The sequence below is a fragment of the Bradyrhizobium sp. CB1015 genome (assembly GCF_025200925.1).
Classification (GTDB): Bacteria; Pseudomonadota; Alphaproteobacteria; order Rhizobiales; family Xanthobacteraceae; genus Bradyrhizobium.
The window spans coordinates 4470427-4488297 of sequence record NZ_CP104174.1 but is presented as its reverse complement, the minus strand read 5'-3'; the positions used below and the strand labels follow the sequence as shown (position 1 = coordinate 4488297).

Sequence of the window (17871 nt, the reverse complement as noted above, 5' to 3'; positions counted from 1 at the left end):
CGATCACGGTGAGAGTTGGACTCGCGGAGAGTCCCCCTCACCCGGAATTTGCTCTCGCAAATTCCGGCCTCTCCCCGCACGCGGGGAGAGGCGAAGGCAACGTCGCAGACTGCTTCAGGTAAACAACGTCGGCTGCTGCCGCGAGGCGCGTTCCTGCGCTTCCACCACCGCGACTGCGGTCATGTTGAGGATGCCGCGCGCCGTCACCGAGGGGGTGAGGATATGCGCGGGCCGCGCCGGGCCGACCAGGATCGGGCCGACGGGCAGCGCGTCCGCCAGCGACTTGATCATCTGATAGGCGACGTTGGCGGTATCCAGGGTCGGCATGATCAGGATGTTGGCCTCGCCCTCGAGCTTGGAGTGCGGCAGCACCATTCGCCGCGCAGCGGCGGAGAGCGCGGTGTCGCCCTGCATCTCGCCGTCGGCTTCGATCTCCGGATGCTTCTCCCTCAAGAGCTGCGTCGCCCGCCGCATCTTGCGCGAGGATTCGGTGTCGTAGCTGCCGAAATCCGAATGCGAGACGAAGGCGATCTTCGGCTTGATGGTGAAGCGCTGCACGTGGACCGCGGCGAGCGAGGCGATCTCGGCGAGCTCCTCCGCGCTCGGATTGGGACGAACTTGCGTGTCCGCGATGAAGAAGGCGCCCTTGCTGGTGATCAGCAGCGCCAGCGCCGCGTAGTCGCTGATCCCCGGCGAGAAGCCGACGATCTCGCGGACATGGCGCAGATGGCTCATGTAGCGGCCTTCGACGCCGCAGAGCATCGCGTCCGCCTCGCCGCGCGTCACCGCAAGCGCCGCGATGACCGTGTTGTTGGTGCGGACCACCGTGCGCGCCGCGTCCGGCGTCACGCCACGCCGGCCGGCGACCTCGACATAGGATTGCACGTAGGAGCGGTAGCGCGGATCGTCCTCGGGATTGACCAGGTCGAAATCCCTGCCCGCCTTGATCGAGAGGCCGAAGCGCTTGAGGCGCGCCTCCACGACCGAAGGACGGCCGACCAGGATCGGCCGCGCCAGCTTCTCCTCCAGCACGACTTGCGTGGCGCGCAGCACGCGCTCGTCCTCGCCTTCGGCATAGATCACGCGCACCGGCTGGGTCTTGGCCTTGGCGAACATCGGCTTCATGACGAGGCCGGAGCGGAAGGCGAAGCGCTCGAGCAGCGCCCTGTACTCGTCGAAATTGGTGATGGGCCGCGTCGCGACGCCCGATTCCATCGCCGCCTTCGCCACGGCCGGCGCGATGCGGAGAATCAACCTGGGATCAAAGGGGCTCGGGATCAGCGAGCCCGGACCGAAGCCCTGCGCCTCGCCGGTGTCGAAGCCCTGCGCGACGGCATCCGACGGCGCCTCGCGCGCGAGCTGGGCGATGGCCTCGACGGCGGCGTGCTTCATCTCCTCGTTGATCGCGGTAGCGCCGACGTCGAGCGCGCCGCGGAAGATGAAGGGAAAGCACAGGACGTTGTTGACCTGGTTAGGGTAGTCCGAGCGTCCGGTGCAGATCATGGCGTCGGGGCGCGCTTTTCGCGCCTCTTCCGGCATGATCTCCGGTGTCGGATTGGCGAGCGCCATGATCAGCGGCTTGTCGCCCATTGCCTTGGCCATCTCCGGCTTGAGCACGCCGGGTGCCGAGAGCCCGATGAAGATGTCGGCGCCGCCGATGACGTCGGCGAGCGTGCGCTTGTCGGTCTTCTGCGCATAGACCGCCTTCCAGCGGTCCATCGAGGTGTTGCGCCCTTCATGCACGAGGCCGTCGATGTCGCAGACCCAGATGTTCTTGCGCTGCGCGCCCATCGAGACCAGCAGGTTCAACGTCGCGATTGCGGCCGCCCCCGCCCCCGAGGCCACGATCTTGACGTCGGACAGCTTCTTGCCGTTCAGCCTCAGACCATTGCTGATGGCGGCGGCGACGATGATCGCGGTGCCGTGCTGGTCGTCGTGGAAGACCGGGATCTTCATGCGCTCCTTCAGGCGCGCTTCGATCTCGAAGCATTCCGGTCCGCGGATGTCCTCCAGATTGATGCCGCCGAAGGTCGGCTCGAGCGCCGCCACGGTCTCGACCACGCGATCGATGGTGTCGGCGGCGATCTCGATGTCGAACACGTCGATGCCGGCGAATTTCTTGAACAGGACCGCCTTGCCTTCCATCACCGGCTTGGAGGCCAGCGGGCCGATATTGCCGAGGCCGAGCACCGCGGTGCCGTTGGAGACCACCGCGACCAGGTTGGCGCGGGTGGTCAGCGTGGCCGCCTCGGCCGGGTTCTTGGCGATCTCGGTGCAGGCCGCGGCGACGCCGGGCGAATAGGCCAGCGCGAGGTCGCGCTGGTTGGCAAGCGGCTTGCTTGCCTGGATCTCGAGCTTTCCAGGGCGCGGCAGACGATGGTAGGCGAGCGCCGCCTGGTGGAGATCATCGGAATAGGACGACATGCGGTGTCTCGCCTCGCGTTACCGGCCTCAAAAATGCATGATCCGGGGCCGCTGTCCAAGCGAACCGTATTTCCGGGTCATGGAAAGGCGATGAAGCACGCCGGGCGCCTCGGTGGCAACATCCGATTGCGCCCCCATCAACAGGGCGCCCCGTCAAACATCTGAAAACCATAGCTTTCCCTGGACCGCGCGGCGTTTCGCGAATATGGCAGGTTGCGCGGTGCAAAACGAGCAACTGGAGCTGGGAATGAAGCGAATCCTGATCGGCCTGATCGTGATAGCCGTGCTCGGCGCGGGCGGATGGTTTGGCTTCAACCTCTATGTCCAGCATCGGGCGACCAGCGAGGTCGAGGCGGCGTTCGAGCAGATCCGCTCAGGCGGCGGCAAGGCGAGCCATGGCAAGGTCACCTTCGAGCTCGCGACCCGGACGCTGACGATCGAGGACATCGCCATCACACCCGCCGGCCAGCCGCAAGCGCAGGTCAAGATCGTCGGCATCAAGGGTACCGGCGTTCGCCTGATCGACGATACCCGCTTCTCGGCCGACAGCATCGACGTCGGCGGCTTCGAAGTCGCCCTGGACCAGGTCGGCGCCGCGAAGCTGAAGGCATCCTACAAGATCCCGCAGCTCACTTTGCGCGACTATGCCGGCCCCATTCGCGGCAGCAATCCCCCGATGGACGGCTCCCTGATCGACATTTATCGGTATGTGCTCGAACAATACGAGAGCATCACCGCATCATCAGTCACGGCTCCGACGCTGACGATGACGTTCAACGCGAGCGGCAGCGCCGCTGGAAGCGGCGAAATCACCTATTCCGGGCTGGCGGTCCAGAATCTCAAGCGCGGCAAGGTGGACGGGATGAAGGCCGACCGCGCCGTCTTCTCCATCGACGTGCCGCAGCCGGGCAAACAGGACAAGCTGACCGGCGACCTCTCCAACATCATCATCAATGATTTCGACGCGACAGCAGTTGCCACGGCGCTCGACCCGCAGAAGGCCGGCGACGACAGCTATCACCGCATCTACCGGCAGATCTCGGCCGGCCGCTATGTGTTCAAATCGACCCAGGGCATGCGGATGGAGATCGACGGGATCAGTTTCGAGGACATCGCGGTGCAGCCCTCCAAATTCCGGCCGGCTGAGATCGTTGCACTCATGCCGACCGACCGGTCTGTCGTCGCGACCGCCGCGCAATCTCGCGAGATGATGGAGAAGCTCGCCGGATTCTATGAGGGTCTTCGCATTGGTCGGATCGAGATCGGCACGGCGTCGATGGGCCTTCCACAAGGAACGGCCAGGATCAAGGCGGTCAGATACCACGACGGCGAATTCGCGGTCGAAGGCGTCGACACGCCGTCTCCGCAAGGGCAGTTCAAGATGGAGCGCTTCGCGCTGAAATCGTTCAGCGCGGCAAACCTGATGCGCTGGGCGGCGGGCCTCAGCAAGCACGGGCAGCCGCCCTCGCCCGAAGAGATGCTGGGCCTGTTCCGGGTGCTCGAAGGCGCCGAGGTCAAGGGCGTGGTGGCGCCCCATGAGAGCGCGCGGCAGCCTATCACCGTCGACACGATCAGCCTGAACTGGGGCCAGCTGGTCGGATCGATCCCGAGCAAGGCCAGTCTGGTCGTGAAGATGGTCACGCCGACCGATCCCGACAATCCGGCGCTGCAGCCGCTGATCGTGGCAGGCGTGGACAAGCTCGCGATCGACCTCGATCTCGGCGCGGCCTGGACGGAATCGTCGGGCGCGTTCGCGCTCGCCCCCGCCACGCTCGATCTCGGCAACCTCGCCAGGGCGCAGCTGAGCGTGGCCCTTGCCAAGGTGCCGCGCGACCTCTTCACCACGACGGACCCGTCCGAGGCTATGGATCAGCTGGCACAGGTCGAGACCGGCGCCATCGAGCTCTCCTTGCGCGATCGCGGCGTGGTCGATCTGGTCGTGGCCCAGTTTGCGCGCATGCAGAATGTCAGCCGCGACGCCGCGCGTAGCGCCATCGTCGCGATGATCCGGGCCCAGGGCGAGAAGATCGCGGCCTCCAATCTCGATGCCAAGGTCGCGGTCGATGCACTCGCCGGCTTCGTCGAGACCTCAGGGCAAACGCTGAGCATCAGGCTGACACCGCTCGGCAAGCTGCCGGTGCTTCAGCTGGTGGATGTCCTCGACCAGGAACCGATCATCGCGCTGGCGCAGTTCAGGATCGAGGCCTCGACGGGGCTGTAGGCACGCGGCCGATCTCGTAGCCCGGATAGAGCGGAGCGCAATCCGGGACAATTCCGTCTGCGCACGAGATGCTCCCGGATTACGCTTCGCTCCATCCGGGCTACGGCTGCGTCATTGCCGACGCGGCGCGTATCCTACGCAGCCACTCACTTCTGCGGCAGGTTCACCCGGATGTGCAGCTCGCGGAGCTGTTTCGTCGTGGCTTCCGACGGGGCGCCCATCAGGAGGTCCATGGCCTGCTGGTTCATTGGGAATAGCGAGATCTCGCGCAAATTCGTGGTGCCGCAGAGCAGCATCACGATGCGGTCGACGCCCGCGGCCATGCCGCCGTGGGGCGGGGCGCCGTACTGGAAGGCGCGGTACATGCCGCCGAAACGCTCGACCACTTCCTGCTCGCCGTAACCTGCGATCTCGAACGCCTTCACCATCGCTTCCGGCACGTGGTTGCGGATGCCGCCCGACGCGATCTCGTAACCGTTGCAAGTGATGTCGTACTGGAACGCCTTGATGGTCAGCGGATCCTGCGACTTCAGCGCCTCCAGGCCGCCCTGCGGCATCGAGAACGGGTTGTGCGAGAAGTCGACCTTCTTGTCGTCCTCGTTGTACTCGTACATGGGGAAGTCGACGATCCAGGCGAGCTCGAACCGCTCCTTGTCGGTGAGGTTCAATTCCTCGCCGACCTTGTTGCGGGCGAGGCCTGAAAACTTCCAGAACTTGTCGGGATCGCCGGCGACGAAGAAGGCGGCATCGCCTTCCTTCACCCCGAGCTGCGCGCGGATCGCGGCGGTGCGCTCAGGCCCGATGTTGTTCGCAAGGGGACCGGCGCCCTCGCCGCCTTCGCGCCACATGATGTAGCCGAGGCCGGGCTGGCCTTCGCCCTGCGCCCACGAGTTCATGCGGTCGCAGAAGGCGCGGCTGCCGCCGCCCGCTGCGGGAATCGCCCAGACCTGGTTCTTGGGGTCTTCGAGCATGCGCGCGAACACCTTGAAGCCGGAGCCGCGGAAATGCTCGGAGACGTCCTGCATCTCGATCGGGTTGCGCAGGTCCGGCTTGTCGCTGCCGTACTTCCGCAGCGCTTCCGCAAACGGAATCCGGCGCCAGCCCTTGGTGACCGGCTTGCCCTTGGCGAACTCTTCGAAGACGCCCGTGATCACCGGCTCCATGGCGGCAAAGACGTCTTCCTGCGTCACAAAACTCATCTCGACGTCGAGCTGGTAGAACTCGCCGGGCAGACGGTCGGCGCGCGGGTCCTCGTCGCGGAAACACGGCGCGATCTGGAAGTAGCGGTCGAAGCCCGACATCATCAAGAGCTGCTTGTACTGCTGCGGTGCCTGCGGCAGTGCGTAGAACTTGCCGGGATGGATGCGCGACGGGACGAGGAAGTCGCGCGCGCCTTCCGGCGAGGACGCGGTCAGGATCGGCGTGTTGAACTCGAAGAAGCCCTGCCCCTCCATGCGCCGGCGCATCGACTTGATGATCTCGACGCGCGTCATGATGTTCTGGTGCAGCTTCTCGCGGCGCAGATCCAGGAAGCGGTACTTCAGGCGGATGTCTTCGGGATATTCCTGGTCGCCGAACACCGGCAGCGGCAGGTCGCCGGCCGGGCCCAGCACCTCGATCTCGCTGACATAGATCTCGACCTTGCCGGTCGGCAGATCGTCATTGTCGGTGCCATCGGGCCGGCGGCGGACCTTGCCGTCCATCTTGACCACGAATTCCGAGCGCAGCTTTTCGGCCAGCGAGAACGCCGGCGAGTCCGGGTCGACCACGCACTGGGTCAGGCCGTAATGGTCGCGCAGGTCGATGAACAGCACGCCGCCATGGTCGCGGACGCGATGGACCCAGCCCGAGAGGCGGATGGTCTCGCCGATGTTGCTCTCGCGGAGCGCGCCGCATGTGTGTGACCGGTAGCGATGCATGGTCGTCCCAAAATCAATGTCGAAAGGAAGCGAATCGAACGGCCCGTGATGGCCGGTCCGAAGTTGCGGCAGGGTTTACCCCGGGAGGACGGGGGCGGCAACCAAGGGAACGCCCGGATTTGGACCTCAGGTGCCCATTTTTGGCTTATCCGGGGGCGAACCTTTGCCGATTGACGTTCCAGCCCTATCTTGAGGTCATGACGGTGCATTTCCCCTTCCAGAACTCCTATTCGGCGCTGCCGGAGAACTTCTTCGCCCGCGTCGCGCCGACTCCGGTCGCCGCCCCCAGGCTGATCAAGCTGAACCGGCCGCTGGCGGTTCAGCTCGGGCTTGATCCTGATCTGCTGGAGACCCCGGAAGGGGCCGAGATCCTGGCCGGCAAGACGGTTCCCGCCGGAGCGGATCCCATCGCCATGGCCTATGCCGGCCACCAGTTCGGGCAATTCGTGCCCCAGCTCGGCGACGGCCGCGCCATCCTGCTCGGCGAGGTCATCGACCGCGACGGCGTCCGCCGCGATATCCAGCTCAAAGGAAGCGGACCCACCCCGTTCTCCCGCCGCGGCGACGGCCGCGCCGCGCTCGGACCGGTCCTGCGCGAATACATCGTCAGCGAGGCGATGTACGCGCTCGGCATCCCCACCACGCGCTCGCTCGCCGCGGTGGTCACCGGCGAGCACGTCATTCGCGAGACCGCGCTGCCCGGCGCGGTGCTGACCCGGGTCGCGTCCAGCCACATCCGCGTCGGCACCTTCCAGTTCTTCGCCGTCCGCCGCGATACCGAGGCGATCCGCCGGCTCGCCGATCACGTCATCACGCGCCACTATCCGGACCTGCTCCAGGCGGAACGGCCGTATCACGCCCTGCTCGCTGCCGTGGTCGCGCGCCAGGCCGAGCTCATCGCGCGCTGGCTGCTGGTCGGCTTCATCCACGGCGTGATGAACACCGACAACACCTCGATCTCGGGCGAGACCATCGATTACGGCCCGTGCGCCTTCATGGATTCCTACAATCCGGCGCAGGTGTTCTCCTCGATCGACGAGATGGGCCGCTACGCCTACGCCAACCAGCCGCGCATCGGCTTGTGGAATCTGACCCGCCTCGCCGAATGCCTGCTGCCGCTGTTCTCGGACGAGCAGGAGAAGGCCGTCGCGGAAGCACAGGATATTCTCGGCGCCTTCGCCGAGACGTTCAGCGCGGCCTATCAGGCAGGCCTGCGCAAGAAAGTTGGGCTATTCACCGAGCGCGACGGCGACGAGGCGCTGATCCAGGACCTGCTCGACGCCATGGCGAAGAACCAGGCCGACTTCACCCTCACCTTCCGCAAGCTGGGCGAGGCCGCAGGCGATGACGGCGCCGACGTGCGCGCGCAGTTCATGGAGCCCGCAGCCTTCGACGAATGGGCCGGCCGCTGGCGCGCGCGCATCGCCTTGGAGCCGCAAACTGCCGCCGAGCGCCGAGCCGCCATGCACGCGGTCAATCCGATGTTCATCCCGCGCAACCACCGCGTCGAGGCCGTGATCCAGGCTGCGGTGAACGACGACGATTACGCGCCGTTCGAGGAATTGGTGAAGGTGCTGGCGAAGCCGTTCGAGGACCAGCCGGAGTATGCAGCCTACGCCGATCCGCCGCTGCCGGATCAGCGGGTGTTGCAGACGTTCTGCGGGACGTGAGGCGGGTTCGACCGCGCACCACCATCTCTAATTGAGGCACTGCATGGATTGCGCCTTGCGCGGTCCATTCCTGTCCCGCGGGCCTTGTGGACACGTCCTGCCCGCCGGAACCGCTGTCATCAAACTGAAACACATGCGCTCTAACGGGCTGACAGCGCCGTCTTGCCGGAGGCGCCGATCCTCCAACCGTCCCGACAAAGCGCGCCATGCCCTTCAAGTTCATCCACCTCACCGACACGCATCTCGCGAACCCCGGCGCGAAGCTCTACGGCCTCGATCCGCGCGCCCGGCTGGATGCGGCGATTGCCGACATCAACAAGCACCAGTCCGACGCTGCGTTTGCGGTGGTGACCGGCGACCTCACCCATTGGGGTGAGGCGGAATCCTACGCCAACTTCGCCGAGGCGATGGCGGCGCTGAAGATTCCCTACATCGCCATGGTCGGCAATCACGACAAGCGCGTCACCTGTCTCGACGCGCTGAAGGCGGCGCCGCGCGATTCAAACGGCTTCGTGCAGGGCACGCGCACCACCGAGCATGGCCTGTTCGTCTTCCTCGACACGCTGGACGAGACCAGCCATGCCGGCGAGATGTGCGCAAAGCGCCTCGGCTGGCTGGCGAGCACGCTCGCCGCCGCGCCCGCCGACCAGGAATTCGTCGTGTTCATGCACCATCCGCCGTTCCCGGTCGGCGTCCACGCCATGGACGAGATCGCGCTGAAGCAGAGCGCCGAATTCGCCGAGGTGATTGCGCCCTATCGCGCGCGGATCCGTCATCTGTTCTTCGGTCATGTGCACCGGCCGATCTTCGGCAGCTACGGCAAGATCCCGTTCTCGACGCTGCGCGGCACCAACCACCAGGTCTGGTTCGAGCTCGACGCTGCGGCGAGCGAGCATCTCGCCAGCCACGAGCCGCCGGCCTATGGTGTCGTGCTGATCGACGACGAGAACCTCGTCGTGCACAGCCACGATTTCCTCGACCAGAGTCTGCGCTTCCCCTTCGAACCACCGGCAGGAGTGGACGGCCGCGACTATGCACTCAATTTCCCGGCGCGATGAGATGAGCCTCGCTGAACCCGCGGCTCTCCCGGTCGCGACGTCGGCGGCACCGCGTCTGCACGTCCTGAAGCGCTTCCTGGGCCGCTTCAAGGCCTCGCTGCCGGCCTATCTGCTGCTCCTGCCTTCGCTGATCTTCCTCGCGCTGTTCACCTATGGCGCGATGGGCCGCGTGCTCGTGGATGCGCTGTATCAGCGCGCCACGCCCAAGGCGCCGGTGCGTTTCGTCGGCCTCGACAATATCAGCGCCGTGCTCGCCGACCCCGCCTTCGCCGGCGCCGTCGTCAACAATTTGATCTATGCCGTCGGCACCGCGGTGCCGAGCATCGGACTTGCGCTGTTGTTCGCGCTGGCGCTGTCGCGCACCCATGCCGTGAACAGCGCGCTGCGTGCCGCGCTGTTCCTGCCCGTGCTGATCCCGATGGTCGCGGCCTCCGCGCTGTTCCTGTTCATCTTCCTGCCGAATGTCGGCCTGCTCGACTACTACATCGGCCGGCTGCTGCCGGTGCTGCCGAACTGGCTGGGCGACGGCGACATCGCGCTCTACGCGATCATGGTCATCACCATCTGGAAGAACGCCGGCTATTACATGCTGTTCTTCCTCGCCGGCCTGCAGGCCGTGCCTGAGGACGTGATGGAGGCGGCGCATCTCGACGGCGCCGGGCCATACATGCGCCTGCGCCACATCATCCTGCCGGAACTCAAGCCCACCTTCCTGTTCGTCACCGTCATCGCCACGCTGAACGCGGTGACGCAGGTCGACCACGTCTTCGTCATGACCCAGGGCGGGCCATCGAACGCGACCAACCTCGTGCTGTTCTACATCTACCAGCAGGCGGTCGAGCACTACGACATCGGCAAGGCCTCGGCGGCGACGCTGCTGACGCTGGCCGCGCTGATGGGCCTCACTGCGCTGTCCTTCCGCACCTTGGCCAACCGCGAGGGCGGGCCATGAAGCTGATCGACAGGCTCTACAAGGATGCCCCGCTCGCCACCCGCGGCGAGATCACGCCCAAGCTCGGCTTCGCGCTGACCGTGCTGCTCGCGATCGTCTGGCTCATCCCCTTCCTGTGGATGGGCGTGGCGACGCTGCGCCCGGCCTCCGACGGCATCAACGCCATGGCCGAGCTCATGCCGAGCCTGAAGCCGACGCTCGACAACGTCAGGGACGCCTGGGAGATCGGTGACTTCCCGCGCTACACGCTCAACACCACGATCATTTGCACCGGCATCCTGCTGGTGCAGTTCGTCACGATCACGCTGGCGGGCTTTGCCTTCGCGCGCCTGGAATTCGCCGGCAAGACGCTGATCTTCTACCTGTTCCTGATGCAGCTGATGCTGGTGCCGGTGCTGCTGATCGTGCCGAACCTGTCGCTGGTGGTGCAGCTCGGCCTCTATGATACGCTCACCGGCGTGATGATGCCGTTCTTCGCCTCCGCCTTCGGCACCTTTTTGATGCGCCAGGCGTTCGAAGCCATTCCGACCGAGCTCGAGGACGCCGCCCTGATCGACGGCGCCGGGCTGTTCCAGCGCATCCGCCACATCTACGTGCCGCTGTCGATGCCGAGCTTCTCGGCCTTCGCCATCATTTCCGTGACCAGCCACTGGAACGACTTCCTGTGGCCGCTGATGGTGATCAACTCGCCGGACAAGCGCCCGCTCACGATCGGCCTCTCCGTCTTCACCAAAACCGCCGAAGGCACGCAGGCCTGGGGCACGATCGCCGCGGGTACGCTGATGGTGATCGCGCCGCTGCTCGTCGCCTTCCTGATCTTCCAGAAACGCTTCATCAGCTCTTTCGTCACCTCAGGCATCAAATAGGAGATTTTCCGATGCTGTTCTCCCGCAGGATCGTGCTTGGCCTCGCCATGGCAGGCTCAATGGCAGGCGCCCTCGCCTTCCCGGCTCTCGCCGGTGAAGGTCCGACCGAGGTCGATTTGTTCTTCCCCGTCCCGGTCGACGGCAAGCTCGCCCGCGACATGGGCACCTTGATCAAGGAGTTCAACGAGACCCATCCCGACGTCAAGGCGACCGCGGTCTACACCGGCTCCTACGACGACACGCTGATCAAGACGCGCGCCGCGATCAAGGCCGGCAAGCCGCCGGCGGCCGTGATCATGTCGGCAAATTTCCTGCTGGACATGCAGATCGAGAACGAGCTCACCAACCTCGATGCGCTGATCAAGGCCGACGGCACCACCAAGGAGCAGTTCCTCGGCCAGTTCTTCCCGGCGCTGCAGGGCAATGCGGTGATCAACCGCTCGGTCTACGGCGTGCCGTTCCACAATTCGACGCCGCTGCTCTACATCAACGCCGACAAGGCCAAGGAAGCGGGCCTCGATCCGAGCAAGCCGCCGCAGACCTGGGCCGAGCTCACCGACTGGGCCAAGAAGCTGACCAAGCGCGAGGGCGACAAGGTGACCCAATGGGGCATCGCGATCCCCTGCGCCTACGACTATTGCGGCTGGATGATGGAAACGCTCACCATGAGCAATGGCGGGCGCTACTACAACGAGGAGTTCGGCGGCGAGGTCTATTACGACACGCCCTCGATGCTGGGCGCGCTCACCTGGTGGAACGACCTGATCTATAAGCACAAGGTGCATACGCCCGGCGCCACGCCCGGCCCTGCCGTCAGCACCTCCTTCATCTCAGGCAATGCCGCGATGATGATGCTGTCGACGGGCTCGCTCACCTACGTTCGCGACAACGCCAAGTTCGCCTACAAGGTCGCGTTCATTCCGCGCAACGTCCGCAACGCCGTGCCGATCGGCGGCGCCTCGCTGATCATGCCGGCCGGGCTCGAAGCGGACAAGCAGAAGGCCGCCTGGACGCTGATCAAGTGGATGACCTCGCCCGAGAAGAGCGGCTGGTGGAGCCGCGCCACCGGCTATTTCGCGCCCAACATGGCCGCCTACAAGACGCCCGAGATGGTCGAATTCCTGGGCAAGAACCCGGACGCCAAGACCGCCGTCGAGCAGCTCGACGTCGCAAAGCCGTGGTTCGCGACCTACAAGACCGTGCCGGTCCGCAAGAACCTCGAGGACGAGGTGATGCTGGTCCTCAACGGCAAGAAGCAGCCGAAGGAAGCCCTCGCCGCCGCCCAGAAGGCCGCCGACGAGACGCTGAAGCCGTACAACGCGGAGACGTCGCTGAAGCTGCCGTAAACCTATGCCCCGTCATGCCCGGGCTTGTCCCGCCTGCGCGGCCGAAGCCGCTTCGGCGAGGCGAAGGCCCGGGCATCCACGAGCTTGCGCCCGCGTGAAGAGAACGTCATGGCCGGGACAAGCCCGGCCATGACGACCGAGCGGAATCGAGTCGTTAACCCCCCATCTACCATCCGGCCCGGCCCGGCGCCGGTAACCACGCGAATTAACAGACCCTCAACGCAGCCCCGACAAATCTATCAATGTTTCTGGAGGTTTCGCTGTGGATCTGTTGGTTATCGAGTTCCTGGGACTGGCTCTGGTCGCCATGTGCGTGATCGTGGTGGCGCTGCCCTGCGCGCGAAAACCGTCGCAGCGGGTCCGTTACGAATAGGAATTTGGTCGGAAACAGACGATTTCGGCCCGATGCAAGGCTCGAATTCGCTTAGAGCCCCTTGACATCACAGCACTTTCGGCAGAACGGCTGATATCAAGTGTCATGGGCCGTTCATGGATTTGATTACTACCACCGCTGACCTCGCGGCTGCCTGCAGCCGGCTTGCCAAGCACCCCGTCATAACAGTCGATACCGAGTTCCTGCGCGAGACCACTTACTACCCGCTGCTGTGCGTGGTGCAGATGGCCAGCGCCGAGGAAGCCGTGGTCATCGACGCCCTGGCCGAGGGGATCGATCTCAAGCCGTTCTTCGAGCTCATGGCCAACGAGGGCGTGCTGAAGGTGTTTCACGCCGCCCGCCAGGACATCGAGATCATCTGGCACCAGGCGGGCATCATCCCGCATCCGGTGTTCGACACCCAGGTGGCCGCGATGGTGCTCGGCTACGGGGACAGCATCGCCTATGACGCCCTGGTCGAGAAGGTCACCGGCCACCGCCCCGACAAGACCCACCGCTTCACCGACTGGTCGCGCCGGCCGCTGACCAAGGAGCAGATGCATTACGCGGTGTCCGACGTCACCCATTTGCGCGACGTCTTCGCCGCGCTCGACGCCGACCTGAAGAAGCGCCGCCGCAGCGAATGGGTCTCCATCGAGATGGAGGTCCTGACCTCGCCCCGCACCTATGATTTCCACCCCGAGCGCGCCTGGGAGCGGCTGAAGACGAGGGTCCGCAAGCCGAAGGATCTCGCAGTGCTGATGGAGGTCGCGGCTTGGCGCGAGCAGGAGGCGCAGAGCCGAGACGTGCCGCGCGGCCGCGTGCTGCGCGACGAAGCCATCACCGACATCGCGACTCACGCGCCGACTACGCTGGAAAAGCTAGCGCATCTGCGCTCGGTGCCGAAGGGGTTCGAGAAATCCAAATGGGGCGCGGACATCGTTGCCGCGGTCGAACGTGGGCTCGCGCGGGACTTCACGAAGCTGCCCAAGCTGGAGAAACCGCGCAATAATTCCAACGGCGCGGCCATCGTCGAGCTGTTGAAGGTGCTCTTGCGGATGACTGCCGAGCGCCACGCGGTCGCAAGCAAGGTGATCGCGACCGTCGACGACCTCGAAGAGATCGCGGCGGACGATGAAGCCGACGTGCCCGCCTTACGCGGCTGGCGTCGCGAGCTGTTCGGCGACGCCGCCTTGAAGCTGAAGCGCGGCGAGCTGGCGCTGGCGATCGAGAAAGGCCGCGTGGTCGGGGTGCAGCGGGCGTAGGGCTTCGTCGCTCTCTCCATCGTCATTGCGAGGAGCTCTTGCGACGAAGCAATCCAGACTGTTTCCGAGGAGGGATTCTGGATTGCTTCGCTTCGCTCGCAATGACGGGAAATCGACGCGACAGCGTGCCTTACGCCGGCGTCAGCTTCGCCACTTCGCTCTTCATGTCGTTCAGCACGCCTGAAATCGCGGTGACCAGCTCGTCGATCTGAGCCTTGGTCGTGATCAGCGGCGGGCAGATTGCGATGGCATCGAGCATGTTGCGCGAGATCACGCCGCGCTCCTGGAGCATGCGGCTGGCGATGCCGCCGACGGCGCCGGGCGTCGCGGCCGCCGTCTTGCGGCTCTTGTCGAGCACGAGCTCGAGCGCTGCGATCATGCCGACGCCGCGAACCTCGCCGACCAGCGGGTGGCTCGCAAGCTCACGTAAGCGGCCCTGCATGTAGGCGCCGAGCTCGGCCGCGTGCGCGACCAGGCCACGCTCCTCGATGATCTTGAGGTTCTCCAGCGCAATCGCCGAGCCGACCGGATGGCCGCCCGCGGTGAAGCCGTGGCCGAGCACGCCGATCTTGTTGCTCTCGTCCGCGATCGGCTCGAACATCCGGTCGTTCAGGATGATCGCCGACAGCGGGAAATAGCTCGAGGTGATCTGCTTGGAGACCACCATCGCATCGGGCTTGATGCCGTAGGTCTCGCAGCCGAACATCTTGCCGGTGCGGCCGAAACCGCAGATCACCTCGTCGGCGACTAAGAGGATGTCGTACTTCTTCAGCACCTTCTGGATCTTGTCCCAGTAGGTCGCCGGCGGCACGACGACGCCGCCCGCCCCCATCACCGGCTCACCGAAGAAGGCTGCGATCGTATCCGGCCCTTCCTTCTGGATCAGGGCGTCGAGCTCCTCGGCCCGCCGCGTGGCGAAGGCTTCCTCGCTCTCGCCGGGAGCACCGTCCTTGTAGAAGTGCGGCGAGCCCGTATGCAGGATGTTCGGCAGCGGCAGGTCGAACGAGCGGTGGTTGTTCGGCAGGCCCGTGAGGCTGGCCGACGCGATGGTGACGCCGTGATAGGCACGCAGTCGGCTGATCACCTTCTTGCGCTGCGGCTGGCCGAGCGCGTTGGAGCGATAGGCGATCAGCTTCAACACGGTGTCGTTGGCTTCCGAGCCGGAATTGGTGAAGAACACCTTGCTCATGGTAACAGGTGCGAGCGCGACCAGCTTCTCGGCGAGGTCGATCGAGGGACCGTGCGATTTGGCGGAGAAGGTGTGGTAGAACGGCAGCGCCTGCATCTGCTTGTACGCCGCCTCGACCAGCCGCTTCTCGTTGAAGCCGAGCCCGACGCTCCACAGGCCCGCCATCGCTTCGAAATAGCGCTTGCCCGTCGCGTCGAAGACGTAAGGCCCCTCGCCGCGCTCGATCACCAGAGGACCGGCCTGCTGATGCGCGCGCGCGTTGGTGTAGGGATGGAGCTGATAGGCCACATCCCGGGCCTCTTGCGAATTGGGCAGCATGGACATTTGCGAAGATCCTTGAAAGCGTCACGCCGCCGGCTCAGCCGGCGTCATTACTCGATGGCAAGTACTTGTCTTGAGTACTTGGCTATTGCCACGACGCAAAACTTGCAACGCCAATTCGTCGGCGGCAAGCGCTCAGCAGGGATGCACAAAGCCGCACATGACGCACCGCGGATCGCAGAAGCCGACTGGGCAGCTCTCACGGCGCGCCGTCGTCGTCCCCCTCGTCGGTGGCGGAAACGGCTTCCCTCACCTCCACCAGCGCCATCGAGAGCAAGTAGACCGTCGTGGGCAGCCCAAGCCTGCGCGCCGTCTCGGCGGCACGCGACAGATTGCTCGCCAGCTCCTTGAGCTCGTCTCCCGACGACAATTCTCAACCCCATCCATCGGCCGCGGCCGCCTACACCGCGACGGCGCCGCTGTTTCTGATCAGTTCGGCGCTGGACTCGATTGTAGCAAAATTCGCGATGACATTCACTACCGCATGCCGGTAGGCGGCGGCATCGTCCGTGCCCGGCTGCCGGCAAGCCACGGCGTCGGTGATCACATGGTAGCGATGACTGCGGTGAAACCCCTCGACGGCGGTAGCCAGGATGGTCTCGTCCAGGGAAAAGCCGACCAGAATGCAGCGCATGGCGCCGATTGAGGACATGTGGCCGACAAACCGCGACGAGCTGTAGGCGGACGGCAGCGGGTGCTCGAACGTCATCTCGCCCGGCCGTGGCTTGGTCTCTGCGATCCAATCGGTCAGCCTGGATGACGGATTGAACCAGGCCGCCTGCGCGATGCGCTTCAGATGCATCACCGGCCAAAGATTGCTGCGCCACAGCGTCAGGAGTTCCAGGCAGCGCGCCGTCGTCGCGTCACCGTCGAGGATGACGTGACGACGGCCGGTGGTGAGGTACTCGACCTGAAGATCCGCACAGACCAGGATCGGCGGATCATCGTGCATGGAAACCAGCATCGTGTTGCGCGCGGCTGCACCTATTTCAGCGGTCAGCGAGAGCGAGGTCCCGCAGCGGTGAGGTCACCGCCCGGCCGGCCGAGGCATCGAGCACGCCAGGCCGGTCCCAATCGCCCTCGGGACGAATGATCACATAGGGATCGCTGTCCAGCGTGATGGCGTCCGGACCCGGCTCGACCTCCAGGAGCATCTCCGTATAGGAGAAATCGGAGAAGGTGATCTTGCGGTTGTGACCGAGCGGCTTGGCGCCGAAATGAGCCCAGAAATCGACCAGCCGGTCCTGCGCTTGGCCGTAGATCTTGCGAAAGCCCTTGCGCTTCACATAGTCGACACTGGCCTGCACCAGCTTGAACGAGACGCGCGAGCGCCGATATTGGTGACGCACCGCAAGCCGCTCCACCTTGGCGAAATCGCCGAAGAAGCGCACCCGCAGGCAGCCCGCAGGCTCGTTGCCGACGAAGCCGATGAAATGCGCAGCGACCATGTCGTTGCCATCGAACTCCTCCTCGAACGGACAATCCTGCTCGGCGAGATAGACTGCCGAGCGGATGGCAGTCACCAGCATGAGATCGCTTGGGTCGCGCGCGAGGCGGATCGTGATGGCGCGGGAACAGGGCTTGGCGACAGGAATCCTAGTACCATGCATCTGCAAAGCTCCTTGATTGGATGATCGCCCCCGGCATGCGCATCGGCCGCCGATGCCAGGGACGCTCGTAGCACCAAAGGTCGGGTTGGAAGCTCGGGACGGGCGCAAAGCCCGTCGCCTTCATGATGTCGCGTCCGGCCACCGTTGACGGCTGCGCATAGCAATCCGCGCCGCGAAACCTTATCTGCCGCAGATGAGCCGCGGCCTTGCCGAGACCGGCGATGCCGCGGCCCGTCGCGGCGATCGCCCAGATGTAGATGGCTGCGACGTCTTCGTTCGCCGATGCGAGATAACGCGTCTCGGGCGCGGTGAGGCAAATCTCGTCGAGCAGCAGCGCATCGTGTCCGCGGTCATTGAGGAACAGGAAGGCCATGCCGCCGACGAGCTTGCCTTTCCGGCTGAATGCCAGGATGCTCTGAGGATCGAAGGTGTAATATTTCGCAAGCTCCGCCGTCCCGATCTGCACGCCCGGCACCAGCCGGAGCGCCATCTCCGAGAGCGCCCCAATTTCGGAAAATTGCGCACAGCGGACGTCGATGTCCGGGCTCAGCGGCAGGGCATCGAAATCGTGTCTTGCGGCAAACGAGCCCCTTTCCATACTCATATCACGCCTCTATCGTTCGAGGCTTTCATGCCCCGCTATGACGATGAGCTTAG

Annotated in this window: 14 protein-coding genes; 7 read left to right on the top strand and 7 right to left on the bottom strand. The window is 65.0% G+C overall.

Annotated features, from left to right (window positions below; genetic code table 11):
• Window positions 1-114: 114 nt before the first annotated feature.
• A complete protein-coding gene (locus N2604_RS20660) occupies window positions 115-2424 on the bottom strand; it encodes an NADP-dependent malic enzyme (protein WP_260370091.1) in 2310 nt (769 codons plus the stop codon).
• Between the two features lie 247 nt (window positions 2425-2671).
• Between N2604_RS20660 and N2604_RS20655 the strand changes: the two genes are divergently transcribed.
• Window positions 2672-4645 carry a hypothetical protein gene (locus tag N2604_RS20655; RefSeq protein ID WP_260370090.1) on the top strand — a complete coding sequence of 658 codons (1974 nt, stop codon included), beginning with the start codon at window positions 2672-2674 and terminating at the stop codon, window positions 4643-4645.
• A 146-nt stretch (window positions 4646-4791) separates the two neighbouring features.
• On the opposite strand, the gene aspS is transcribed toward N2604_RS20655, so the two are convergent.
• Window positions 4792-6564, bottom strand: a complete 1773-nt coding sequence (gene aspS, locus N2604_RS20650) for an aspartate--tRNA ligase (protein WP_260370089.1) — start codon at window positions 6562-6564, stop codon at window positions 4792-4794.
• A 197-nt stretch (window positions 6565-6761) separates the two neighbouring features.
• Between aspS and N2604_RS20645 the strand changes: the two genes are divergently transcribed.
• The 6 genes from N2604_RS20645 (at window position 6762) to rnd (ending at window position 14094) form a co-directional block, all read left to right on the top strand.
• Entirely contained in the window at window positions 6762-8234 is a 1473-nt protein-coding gene (locus N2604_RS20645) for a YdiU family protein (protein WP_260376266.1), read from the top strand.
• Window positions 8235-8440: 206 nt separating this feature from the next.
• Entirely contained in the window at window positions 8441-9292 is an 852-nt protein-coding gene (locus N2604_RS20640; protein WP_260370088.1) for a phosphodiesterase, read from the top strand.
• A gap of 1 nt (window position 9293) precedes the next feature.
• Window positions 9294-10244: a carbohydrate ABC transporter permease gene (locus tag N2604_RS20635; RefSeq protein WP_260370087.1), complete on the top strand. Its 951-nt coding sequence runs from the start codon at window positions 9294-9296 to the stop codon at window positions 10242-10244.
• Window positions 10241-11110 carry a carbohydrate ABC transporter permease gene (locus tag N2604_RS20630; RefSeq protein ID WP_260370086.1) on the top strand — a complete coding sequence of 290 codons (870 nt, stop codon included), beginning with the start codon at window positions 10241-10243 and terminating at the stop codon, window positions 11108-11110. Before N2604_RS20635 ends, N2604_RS20630 begins: the two co-directional genes overlap by 4 nt.
• Window positions 11111-11121: 11 nt before the next feature.
• Window positions 11122-12456, top strand: a complete 1335-nt coding sequence (locus tag N2604_RS20625) for an ABC transporter substrate-binding protein (RefSeq protein WP_260370085.1) — start codon at window positions 11122-11124, stop codon at window positions 12454-12456.
• A 489-nt stretch (window positions 12457-12945) separates the two neighbouring features.
• Window positions 12946-14094, top strand: a complete 1149-nt coding sequence (gene rnd / locus N2604_RS20620) for a ribonuclease D (RefSeq protein ID WP_260370084.1) — start codon at window positions 12946-12948, stop codon at window positions 14092-14094.
• Between the two features lie 130 nt (window positions 14095-14224).
• Here the strand turns inward: rnd and N2604_RS20615 are convergent, their stop codons facing one another.
• From N2604_RS20615 to N2604_RS20595, 5 genes are all read right to left on the bottom strand, one after another.
• Window positions 14225-15607: an aspartate aminotransferase family protein gene (locus tag N2604_RS20615; protein ID WP_260370083.1), complete on the bottom strand. Its 1383-nt coding sequence runs from the start codon at window positions 15605-15607 to the stop codon at window positions 14225-14227.
• Window positions 15608-15803: 196 nt separating this feature from the next.
• The gene (locus tag N2604_RS20610) at window positions 15804-15974 is read right to left on the bottom strand and encodes a hypothetical protein (RefSeq protein WP_260370082.1); all 171 of its coding nucleotides are present in this window, start codon (window positions 15972-15974) and stop codon (window positions 15804-15806) included.
• Window positions 15975-16004: 30 nt separating this feature from the next.
• Window positions 16005-16568, bottom strand: coding sequence for a cysteine hydrolase (locus tag N2604_RS20605; RefSeq protein ID WP_260370081.1), 564 nt, complete (start codon window positions 16566-16568; stop codon window positions 16005-16007).
• A gap of 25 nt (window positions 16569-16593) precedes the next feature.
• Window positions 16594-17214: a GNAT family N-acetyltransferase gene (locus N2604_RS20600; RefSeq protein ID WP_260370080.1), complete on the bottom strand. Its 621-nt coding sequence runs from the start codon at window positions 17212-17214 to the stop codon at window positions 16594-16596.
• Window positions 17201-17818, bottom strand: a complete 618-nt coding sequence (locus N2604_RS20595) for a hypothetical protein (protein ID WP_260370079.1) — start codon at window positions 17816-17818, stop codon at window positions 17201-17203. Before N2604_RS20595 ends, N2604_RS20600 begins: the two co-directional genes overlap by 14 nt.
• Between the last annotated feature and the right edge of the window lie 53 nt (window positions 17819-17871).